Source organism: [Phormidium] sp. LEGE 05292 (genome assembly GCF_015207735.1).
Classification (GTDB): Bacteria; Cyanobacteriota; Cyanobacteriia; order Cyanobacteriales; family Aerosakkonemataceae; genus Floridanema.
Genome location: NZ_JADEWG010000279.1, coordinates 1 through 3,789, shown reverse-complemented (window position 1 = coordinate 3,789; position 3,789 = coordinate 1). Strand labels below are relative to the sequence as shown.

The window sequence follows — 3,789 nt, the reverse complement described above, 5'->3', positions numbered from 1 at the left end:
CCCTTGTCCCCTTGTCCTCTCATCTCCCCTGCCCCTCTGGTCAGAAAAATCCGTAAAGGTTGATTTTTCGATGGAAGCCATCTGGTAAAATCTTGGATGTTTCTATTACATTGATCAATGGGATCAGCTAGGGCACGAATTGCAATAGACGCGATGGGTGGGGATCACGCTCCCGCCGAAATCGTCGCTGGCGCACTTAGAGCAAGAGAAGAATTAGACGTAGAAATTCTACTGGTAGGCGATTCTTCTCAAATTGAAGCGGCTCTAAGTCAACACGGGAATTCTTTTCCAGTGGAAATCGTGCCTTCAGAAGGCACGATCGAAATGCACGAAGAACCACTCAGCGGGATAAAACGCAAGCCAAAAGCTTCTATCAACGTCGCTATGGATTTGGTGAAGCAAAAACGGGCTGATGCAGTGGTTTCGGCTGGACATTCTGGCGCAGCAATGGCAGCAGCACTGCTGCGTTTGGGCAGGTTGAAAGGGATCGATCGACCAGCTATCGGCGCGGTTCTACCAACCATCATGGCTGACAAGTCGGTACTACTTCTGGATGTGGGGGCAAATGTCGATTGTCGTCCCAAGTTCTTGGAACAGTTCGCTGTCATGGGATCGATTTACAGTCAGTATGTTCTTGGTGTCCCAGAACCGAAAGTCGGTTTACTCAATATCGGTGAAGAACCTGGTAAAGGTAACGACTTGGCATTTCGCACTCATCAAATGCTGCAAGAGAATAGCAAAATTACTTTTGTCGGCAATGCAGAAGGTCGAGATATCCTTTCCGGTAACTTTGATGTGGTAGTTTGTGATGGCTTCGCGGGGAATGTCTTGCTCAAATTTGCCGAGGCTGTAGGCGAAGTAATGTTGCAAATCCTCAAGGAAGAGTTACCCCAAGGTTTGCATGGTTTATTGGGTGTTGCTTTACTCAAACCTAATTTAAAACGGATTAAGCAACGGGTAGATCATGCCGAACATGGCGGTGGGTTGCTTTTGGGTGTCGCCGGAATTTGTATTATTAGTCATGGATCGTCGCAAGCTCCCTCGATTTTTAATGCAATTCGGTTGGCTAAAGAAGCGATCGATCACCAAGTACTAGAAAGAATTACATCCAACTATCACCAACCTGCTGCACCAGCGGCTGAGGTCGAGTAACAATGTTGCAGCAATTAGGAAAAGGCGTTGTCATCACCGGAAGTGGTGCCGCAACACCAGCGGTTTCTTTAACTAATCAAGATCTCAGTCAGATTGTCGATACATCTGATGAATGGATTACCACGCGCACGGGAATTCGGGAACGGCGTTTAGCAGTTCCCGGTCAATCTCTGTGTGAGTTGGCTAGCATCGCAGGGGAAAAGGCGATCGCAATGGCTGGGATCGCTCCTGAAGATATCGATTTGATTATTCTGGCGACTTCTACCGCAGATGATTTGTTTGGCACTGCTAGCCAAATTCAAGCCAAAATCGGCGCAAATAAGGCTGTAGCGTTTGACCTTACAGCTGCTTGTTCGGGTTTTGTGTTTGCCTTAGTGACAGGTGCCCAATTCATCCGTAACGGCGTTTATCGAAACGTACTGTTAATCGGCGGAGATATCCTCTCTCGTTGGGTAGATTGGTCCGATCGACGCACCTGTATTCTCTTTGGCGATGGTGCCGGGGCAGTGGTAATGCAGGCAGCTGAGTCGGATTTAGCTGATTCAGATCGCTTATTAGGTTTTGAAATCCGCAGTGATGGCACCCAAAATCATTATCTCAACCTCAGTTATAAAAGCGAACCCAAAGAATTAGTTGAGGGAGTTGCGATTAATCAAGGCACCTTTCAACCAATCACCATGAACGGACAAGAAGTTTATCGCTTCGCCGTCAAACGAGTGCCAGAAGTTATCGAAAAAGCTCTGCATCGCGCCAATTTAACAGTTGACCAAATAGATTGGCTAATATTACATCAAGCTAATCAAAGAATTCTTGATGCTGTGGCGCAACGATTGAAAATTCCCTCGGAAAAAGTAATCAGTAACCTGGCTAATTATGGCAACACCTCTGCGGCATCAATTGCGATCGCATTAGATGAAGCAGTTAGAGCAGATAAAATTAAACCAGGAGATACGATCGCCACCGCTGGTTTTGGTGCTGGTTTAACATGGGGTGCAGCAATCTTTCAATGGGGTAAATAAGCTAAAAAAAGCTACTCATCCCAGGAGTTTAACTATGACTTTCACTGTCCGGGATTTAGAAAAATTTCGATCGCAACTCTCCCCAGAATACGAGGATTACCAACTAGAGTTGCAAGAAGGAAACATTGTCGTTATAGGGCCATCAGATATCGTTTCTAGTGAGATTGCAGTACGATTAACGGCTTTTTTGTTTGCTTGGATTACACCAAGAAAACTAGGACGATTATTCGATTCTAGTGGAGGATTTATCCTTCCCAATACAGACCTCAGAGCGCCAGATGTTTCCTTCGTTTCACGAGAAAGACTCAGGAAAACTGTCAGAGCTTTTGGCGAATTAGTGCCTGATTTAGTAGTAGAAATCAAATCCCGTACAGACAGAATCAAAAAACTCAAAGACAAAATTCAAATGTTTTTGGAACTGGGAGCAAGAGTAGGAATATTAATCGATCCAGATGAACAAACAGTTACAATTTATCGTTCAGGTAGTGAACCAACCGTTTTAAATAATCAGCAAAACCTGACGATTCCAGAATTATTTCCTGACTGGGAATTGCCCGTAACAGAATTATGGCCTCCCGTATTTGATTAAATAACTTATGTTTCCGGTTCATTTGTTATTAATAACAAATGACAATTGACAAATGACCAATGACTAACGATAAATAAACAATGACAAAAACTGCATGGGTATTTCCCGGACAAGGTTCACAAAAAATTGGTATGGGAGGAGATTTAGTAGACTTTCTTCATGCCAAAAATAAATTTTTACAAGCCGAACAAATTTTAGGTTGGTCAGTTCTAGAAATTTGCCAGAGTGAAGAAGATAAACTTTCTCACACCCTTTATACTCAGCCTTGTTTATACGTAATCGAAAGTATTTTGGCTGAATTAGTGCGAGAAAAAGGACATCAACCAAACTTAGTCGCTGGACATAGTTTAGGAGAATACGTTGCCCTTCATATCGCTGACGTTTTTGATTTTGAAACAGGTTTACGCCTAGTAAAAAAACGAGCAGAATTAATGGATAACGCTGCCGGAGGAATGATGGCGGCATTAATCGGATTTGACGAAAAGCAGTTAACAGAAATAATCGAAAAAACGCCAGATTTAGTATTAGCAAACGACAACAGTTCTGCTCAAGTAGTAATTTCTGGAACCCCGGAAGCAGTAGACACTGCATTATCTCAAATTAAAGCGAAAAAGGCTGTTAAATTAAATGTTTCAGGTGCTTTTCACTCACCATTAATGGCACCAGCCGCAACCGAATTTCAAGAAGTTTTAGATGCTGTTACTTTCAGCGATGCTCAAGTGCCAGTAATGTCAAATGTTGACCCGACACCAGCAACAGAAGCAGCTGTTTTAAAACAACGTCTTTCTCAACAAATGACAGGTTCAGTACGTTGGCGAGAAATTTGTTTAGCCTTACCGGAAGCAGGTATAGAAAAAGTAGTAGAAATTGGCCCTGGAAAAGTTCTCACAGGTTTAATTAAACGCACCTGCCCTAATTTAAACTTACAAAATATCAGTAGCGCCGCCGATTTACCAACCTAGTAAGGCAGAAGGCAGAAGGCAGAAGGCAAAAAGTAAAAATTCACCTTGCCCCCTTGTCCCCTTGTCC

4 protein-coding genes are annotated in these 3,789 nt (G+C 43.4%); all 4 read left to right on the top strand.

Annotated features, from left to right (window positions below; translation table 11 throughout):
• The first annotated feature begins 117 nt into the window (after nt 1-117).
• A complete protein-coding gene (gene plsX, locus IQ264_RS31790) occupies nt 118-1,152 on the top strand; it encodes a phosphate acyltransferase PlsX (protein WP_193986630.1) in 1,035 nt (344 codons plus the stop codon).
• A 2-nt stretch (nt 1,153-1,154) separates the two neighbouring features.
• A complete protein-coding gene (locus IQ264_RS31785; RefSeq protein WP_193986628.1) occupies nt 1,155-2,171 on the top strand; it encodes a beta-ketoacyl-ACP synthase 3 in 1,017 nt (338 codons plus the stop codon).
• Nucleotides 2,172-2,205: 34 nt separating this feature from the next.
• Nucleotides 2,206-2,760, top strand: a complete 555-nt coding sequence (locus tag IQ264_RS31780; protein ID WP_193986625.1) for a Uma2 family endonuclease — start codon at nt 2,206-2,208, stop codon at nt 2,758-2,760.
• Between the two features lie 80 nt (nt 2,761-2,840).
• Entirely contained in the window at nt 2,841-3,722 is an 882-nt protein-coding gene (gene fabD, locus IQ264_RS31775; protein WP_193986623.1) for an ACP S-malonyltransferase, read from the top strand.
• The last annotated feature ends 67 nt before the right edge of the window (nt 3,723-3,789 follow it).